Origin of the sequence: Claveliimonas sp., from assembly GCF_037273965.1 — a bacterium.
Classification (GTDB): Bacteria; Bacillota; Clostridia; order Lachnospirales; family Lachnospiraceae; genus Claveliimonas; species Claveliimonas bilis.
In genome coordinates this window covers 1-6,709 of sequence record NZ_JAYAZJ010000022.1, presented here as the reverse complement: position 1 = coordinate 6,709, position 6,709 = coordinate 1, and the positions used below count along the sequence as shown (strand labels likewise).

Sequence of the window (6,709 nt, the reverse complement as noted above, 5' to 3'; positions counted from 1 at the left end):
GCAGCTTTTGATGAGTGCAGATGCCGCCAAGGAGGCGTTTGCAGTTCTGAAAGATAAAATGGCTGCAGAGGGAAAAGAAAAAGAGAAGAAGGCCAAGATTATTCTTGCAACAGTAAAAGGCGATATCCATGATATTGGAAAAAATATTGTAAAAGTACTTCTGGAAAATTACGGTTTTGATATCATCGACATGGGAAAGGACGTTCCTCCGGAAGAGATCGTGGAAAAAGCAGTGGAGCAGAATATACGCCTTGTAGGATTAAGCGCTTTGATGACAACAACGGTAGGAAGCATGGAAGAAACCATAAAGCAGCTTCGTAAGGCAAAGCCGGACTGTAAAGTTATGGTGGGAGGAGCGGTCCTTAACCAGGAATATGCAGATATGATCGGCGCCGATTTCTATGGAAAGGATGCGATGCAGTCTGTCTATTACGCACAGGAACTTTTCGGAGAATGATATGTTTTTAATTTTGTACATGCGGTTGTATTGACAGAAAATTAACGTTTGTCTATAGTGAGAGTGAAAGATGAGAGAAGAATAGGAGGAAACTGTTCTATGATGAGAGGTCTGAATACCACAGTCCGTCGGATACGAAGAAAGGTATTTGAGGAGGTGGCCCGTCTTGGATTCCAGTCCAATGACGAAACACTCAACGATGACATGGAAGCGATTCCGTATGCAATTGTTAATGAAGATTCAAAAGTAAAATACAGGGAAAGCGTGTACCGTGCACGTGCGATTGTACGTGAGCGTCTGCGGCTTGCGATGGGACTTTCCCTGCGGCCGGAAAACCGCCCGGTACATTTGACAGCCGGAGTAGAAGCCAGCAATATTTCCGACAAATATTATGAGCCGCCTCTTATGCAGGTAATTCCATCGGCGTGCGAGGCCTGCGAGGAGAGAGGGTACGAAGTCAGCAACATGTGTAAGGGATGTCTTGCTCACCCATGTATGGAAGTCTGTCCGAAAAATGCGATTTCTTTTGTGAAAGGCAGATCTTATATTGACCAGGAGAAATGCATCAAATGCGGCAAGTGTAAAGCAGTCTGTCCCTATGATGCGATTTCCAAGAAAGAGCGTCCCTGTCAGAAAGCCTGCGGAGTAGGCGCTATTGAGTCAGATAAGATGGGACGAGCCTATATTAATACAGAGAAATGCGTATCCTGCGGTATGTGTATGGTAAACTGCCCATTTGGTGCTATTTCCGATAAGTCACAGATTTTCCAGCTTGCACATGCGTTAAAGAAGGGAGATAAGGTGATTGCTGAGATTGCGCCGGCATATGCAGGGCAGTTTGGAGACAACATCACTCCAAGGAATTTAAAAGCAGCGCTTCAGGAGCTGGGATTTGAAGGATTTTATGAAGTGGCGCTGGGAGCGGATATTGGAGCTGTAGCGGAAGCCCACCACTATGTGAACAAGGTGACGACAGGAGAGTTGCCTTTCCTTTTGACATCCTGCTGTCCTTCCTGGGCGATGCTGGCGAAGAAATATTTCCCGGATCTGATTGAAGAGGTGTCACAGGAGCTGACGCCTATGGTGGCAACGGCGCGTACCATCAAACAGCAGCACCCGGATTCCAAAGTTGTATTTATAGGTCCCTGTGCGGCCAAGAAACTGGAGGCAATGCGGCGTACTGTGCGAAGTGACGTGGATTTTGTCATTACCTTTGAAGAACTGCAGGCCATGTTTGACGCCAAGGGAATCGACCTGGAGAAATATGAGGCAGAGTCCTCGTTCCACAATGCAACAGGTGCAGGCCGTGGCTATGCCGTAGCGGGAGGCGTTGCGGAAGCGATTGAAAAATGCATCAACGCCTATTATCCGGATGTGGAGGTCAAGATTGAACATGCGGAAGGACTTGCGGAATGTAAAAAGGTACTGGCTCTGGCAAAGGCAGGCAAGATGAACGGATGCCTTATCGAAGGAATGGGCTGTCCGGGAGGATGTGTAGCAGGAGCAGGAACTAATATTCCGGTGGCAAAAGCACAGAAAAAGATTAAAGATTTTGTAAAAGCTTCCTCCAGGCAGATTCCGCCAAAAGAACTGGAAGAAATTGAACTGAAGTAGAGTAAAACGGCAAAAGGAATGCCAAAGGAATGAAACCCTGACGTTGACAAACGTCAGGGTTCTCTTTATAATTAGGAAATAGTTGAAAAATTTAGGAGGAAATTATGCAGAAATACGGTGTAAATGAACTAAGAAGAATGTTCCTTGAGTTTTTTGAGAGTAAGGATCATCTTGCCATGAAAAGTTTTTCACTGGTGCCTCACAACGATAAAAGTCTTTTACTTATTAATTCGGGAATGGCGCCATTAAAACCATATTTTACAGGTCAGGAAATCCCGCCGAGAAAACGCGTGACAACCTGTCAGAAATGCATCCGGACAGGAGATATTGAAAATGTGGGAAAAACAGCACGCCACGGTACATTTTTTGAGATGCTTGGGAATTTTTCTTTTGGCGATTATTTTAAAAAAGAATCCATTGCCTGGACATGGGAATTTTTAACAGAGGTTGTAGGACTTGATCCGGATCGGCTTTATCCGTCTGTTTATCTGGAAGACGACGAAGCATGGGAGATCTGGAATAAGCAGATTGGTATTCCGGCAGATCGGATTTTCCGTTTCGGGAAAGAAGATAACTTCTGGGAACATGGGTCTGGTCCCTGCGGTCCCTGCTCGGAAGTTTACTATGACCGCGGAGAGGAATATGGATGCGGAAAGCCTGACTGTACAGTAGGCTGCGACTGTGACCGTTATATGGAAATTTGGAATAATGTGTTTACCCAGTTTGATAATGACGGACATAATCATTATACAGAATTGGAACAGAAAAATATTGATACGGGAATGGGACTGGAACGTCTGGCGTGTGTGGTACAGGATGTGGATTCCATGTTTGATGTGGATACGATCCGTGACCTTCGGGAGCATGTCTGCAGGATTGCAGGAAAGGAATACGGGAAGGAATATAAAACCGATGTATCAGTACGTGTGATCACAGATCATATCCGTTCTGTCACATTTATGATTTCCGATGGGATCCTTCCTTCCAACAGTGGAAGAGGCTATGTTCTTCGCCGTCTGCTGCGTCGTGCCTGCCGCCATGGACGCCTTCTTGGCATAGAGGGAGAATTTCTGGTTCAGCTTGCGCAGACAGTGATCGATGGATCCAAGGACGGATATCCGGAACTGGAAGAGAAAAAGGATTTTATCTTTAAGGTTATTACAAAAGAAGAAGAACAGTTTAACAGGACTATTGATCAGGGACTTTCCATTTTGGAAGGACTGGAAGAAAAGATGGAGAAGGAGCATACAAAGGTACTTTCCGGTACAGAGGCTTTCCGGCTGTATGACACTTACGGCTTCCCGGTTGATCTGACAAGAGAAATCCTGGAAGAAAAGGGAATGAAGATCGACGAGGAAGGCTTTGAAAAAGCGATGGAAGAGCAAAGAGAGACTGCTAAGGGAACCTTCGGAGAGACAAACTACATGGGAGCTGATGTGACAATCTATGAGTCTATTGATCCGTCTGTCACATCAACCTTTGTCGGCTATGAGCACCTTTCCTGGGAATCTGATATTATTGTTCTGACAACAGATGATGCGATTGTGGATGCCCTTTCCGATGGGGAGAAGGGAACTGTTTTCGTGAAAGAGACACCATTCTATGCCACAAGCGGCGGACAGGAAGCGGACAGAGGATTTATCCATACCAAGGACGGCGTGTTTGAGGTGGAAGATACAATTAAGCTTCTGGGCGGTAAGATCGGTCATGTAGGACATGTTGTAAGCGGCATGCTGAAGGTAGGCGACCATGTTTCTTTGGAAATCGATCAGGAGAAAAGAGCGCTTTCCGCACGGAATCACAGTGCTACACATTTATTGCAGCAGGCACTGCGGACGGTACTTGGCACCCATGTGGAGCAGGCGGGATCTTCTGTCAATGAGAACAGACTGCGCTTTGACTTTACGCATTTTTCCGCCCTTACAAAAGAAGAGATCAAAGAAGTAGAGCGGATTGTTAACGAGCAGATCATGAACGCTCTGCCGGTAAAAGCAGAAAATATGCCTATCGAAGAAGCAAAAAAGACAGGTGCTGCTGCTCTTTTTGGAGAGAAGTACGGTGATATTGTCCGGGTTGTCAGCATGGGAGAATTTTCCAAAGAGTTCTGCGGCGGAACACATGTGGACAATACTGGAGTGATCACAGCATTTAAGATCATTTCCGAGACCGGAGTTTCTGCCGGAGTACGGAGGATAGAAGCACTGACCTCAAAGGGATTGCTGAAATATTACGATGAAATGGAAGAAAAACTGGAGCAGGCTGCCAAACTTGTAAAGGCGTCTCCGGATCATCTTGCAGAAAAGATTTCCCATCTTCTTGCAGAAAACAAGGAACTTCACAGCGAAGTAGAAAGTCTGAAGAGCAAGCTGGCTCAAGAGTCCATGGGAGATGTGACAGATCAGGTGAAGGAAGTGGCAGGCATGAAACTTCTGGCTGTGCGTACAGACGGAGTGGATATGAACGGACTTCGTGATCTTGGGGATCAGATGAAAGAAAAGCTGGGAGAGGGAGTTGTGGTGATCGCTTCTCAGATTGACGGCAAAGTTAATCTTATGGCTACTGCCACAGAAGGCGCTGTAAAAGCAGGTGCCCATGCAGGAAATCTTATTAAGGCCATCGCTTCCTTTGTAGGCGGAGGCGGAGGCGGACGTCCGAATATGGCTCAGGCCGGAGGGAAAAATCCGGACGGTATTGCAGAAGCGCTGGAAAAGGCAGAGGAAGTGCTGGCAGAGCAGATTTCTTAAATCGATAAAAGCATCAATAAGTGGTAAGAAAATAACAATGGTTGACGAATAGAGTTTCATCCTTTATACTGGACACACAAAAGAGATCAGACCAGATGAAGCAGTAAGGGAGATTTCCGCTGTGCAGGCGGAAAACCGACGAAGCAATTTCGAAGCTCTGCCCGGGGCTTGAGAGAAACTTTCAGGTACTGTACCTGCTGCTGATGGAACTCTGGAAAGACCAGCGCCGATTCCTTGCAGTTGTCAGGTGCAGGCACCGACGGGGTAATGCTTTCAGGTAAAAGAAACAGAGATACAGGGTGTTCCTTTTTGATGCCCTGTATTTTTTGTGTGCATTTTTAAGGTTCATTTCGGCGCGGAGCACGCCGGAAGAAGAATTGGTGATTTCAAAAGAAAAGGAGATGAGAAAAATGAATGAGAACAAAGGATTGAAAAAAAATCTTGGAGTGGCTACCGCGATGGCCACAGTAGTAGGTTGTGTGATCGGCTCCGGCGTGTTTTTTAAGCCACAGGCAATCTATACGGTGACTGGAGGTGCACCGGGGCTGGGAATACTGGCATGGGTGATCACAGGACTTGCCAGTATTGCAGCGGCTCTTACCTTTGCAGAAGTTGCGATCATGATACCAAAGACCGGAGGGATGGTGGCCTATCTGGAAGAGATTTATAGTCCGATTGTTGGCTTTCTTGCAGGATGGATACAGACACTGGTGTTTTATCCGGCTATGATTTCCGCGCTGGCAGTGGCTTTTGCCCAGCAGGCGGCTTTGTTTGTGGGTGAGAGCTTTATGATCCCCATTGCTGTGGGTGTGATCATTCTTATTATTTTTCTTAACAGCCTCGGTTCCAGCGTGGGTGGCGGCGTGCAGGTTATTTTTACTGTATGTAAATTAATTCCTCTGTTTCTTCTTATGGTATTTGGTTTCCTGAAAGGCGGCGGCGGAAATGCAATCTTTACTCCAATGGTGGGAGAGGGACTGAATCCGGCAGTTGTGCTGGGGCAGCTGATGGTTGCAATTCTTTTTGCATTTGAAGGATGGACAAATGTAGGGGCTATTGCAGGAGAAATGAAAAAGCCGGGAAGAGATCTTCCTATTGCAATTGTAGGTGGCGTATCTGTGATCATGGCAGTTTATTTTGTAATCAATATCGCTTATCTCTGGGTACTTCCGGCAGATCAGCTGGCGTCTCTTTCAGCTCCGGCTTCGGCGGTGGCGCTTGAATTGTTTGGAGAGATGGGCGGAAAGCTGGTGGCAGTAGGAATTATGATTTCTGTATTTGGAGCCTGCAACGGATTTGTACTTTCCGGATCCAGAGTGGCATATTCCTTGGCAACAACAAAGAGCCTTCCGTTTTCAGACACACTGGCTGTTCTTAATAAAGCGCAGGTACCGGTCAACTCCATTATCCTTGTAGGAGGAATCGGCTGCATATATGCAGTCAGCGGAAGATTTAATCTCCTGACAGACTTGGCGGTCATATCAAGCTGGATGTTCTATACTTTGACATTTATTGGCGTGATGAAACTTCGCCGGGACTGGCCGGACGCTGTCCGTACATATAAAGTTCCTCTTTATCCGGTGGTTCCTATTATTGCGATCGTAAGCGGCATTTATGTGATCATAAATCAGATTTTCCTTGCAGGAATACAGTCTACACTACTGTCTGCCGGAAGCATACTTGTGACGCTTATTGGTATTCCGGTGTACAGGAATGTCAGGAAAAGAGCGGTGCTGCAGGAAAAAAAGCGATAAAAACCATTGACGTACAGGAAAAATGTGCTATAATCTTATGTAGTGCAATAAATATACCCGAACAGTCGTATGATGCACAATATAGGGCTGGAGGGGAGGTTAGGTGTGAGACTATGTCAAATGTAATCGTTAAAGAAAAC

At 46.2% G+C, this 6,709-nt stretch carries 4 protein-coding genes and 1 riboswitch; all 4 genes read left to right on the top strand.

From position 1 onward, the window contains the following. Positions 1-457 (top strand): cobalamin-dependent protein (locus tag WJ238_RS00590; protein ID WP_337605868.1); only part of this gene is annotated, 457 nt, incomplete at its 5' end. A 99-nt stretch (positions 458-556) separates the two neighbouring features. Beyond that, positions 557-2,071 carry a 4Fe-4S dicluster domain-containing protein gene (locus WJ238_RS00585; RefSeq protein ID WP_316269006.1) on the top strand — a complete coding sequence of 505 codons (1,515 nt, stop codon included), beginning with the start codon at positions 557-559 and terminating at the stop codon, positions 2,069-2,071. A gap of 104 nt (positions 2,072-2,175) precedes the next feature. Then, complete coding sequence (gene alaS, locus WJ238_RS00580) at positions 2,176-4,815, top strand: alanine--tRNA ligase (RefSeq protein ID WP_337605867.1); 2,640 nt, start codon at positions 2,176-2,178, stop codon at positions 4,813-4,815. Between the two features lie 201 nt (positions 4,816-5,016). Further along, positions 5,017-5,115, top strand: a riboswitch (glycine riboswitch). Between the two features lie 110 nt (positions 5,116-5,225). Next, a complete protein-coding gene (locus WJ238_RS00575; protein ID WP_337605866.1) occupies positions 5,226-6,569 on the top strand; it encodes an APC family permease in 1,344 nt (447 codons plus the stop codon). The last annotated feature ends 140 nt before the right edge of the window (positions 6,570-6,709 follow it).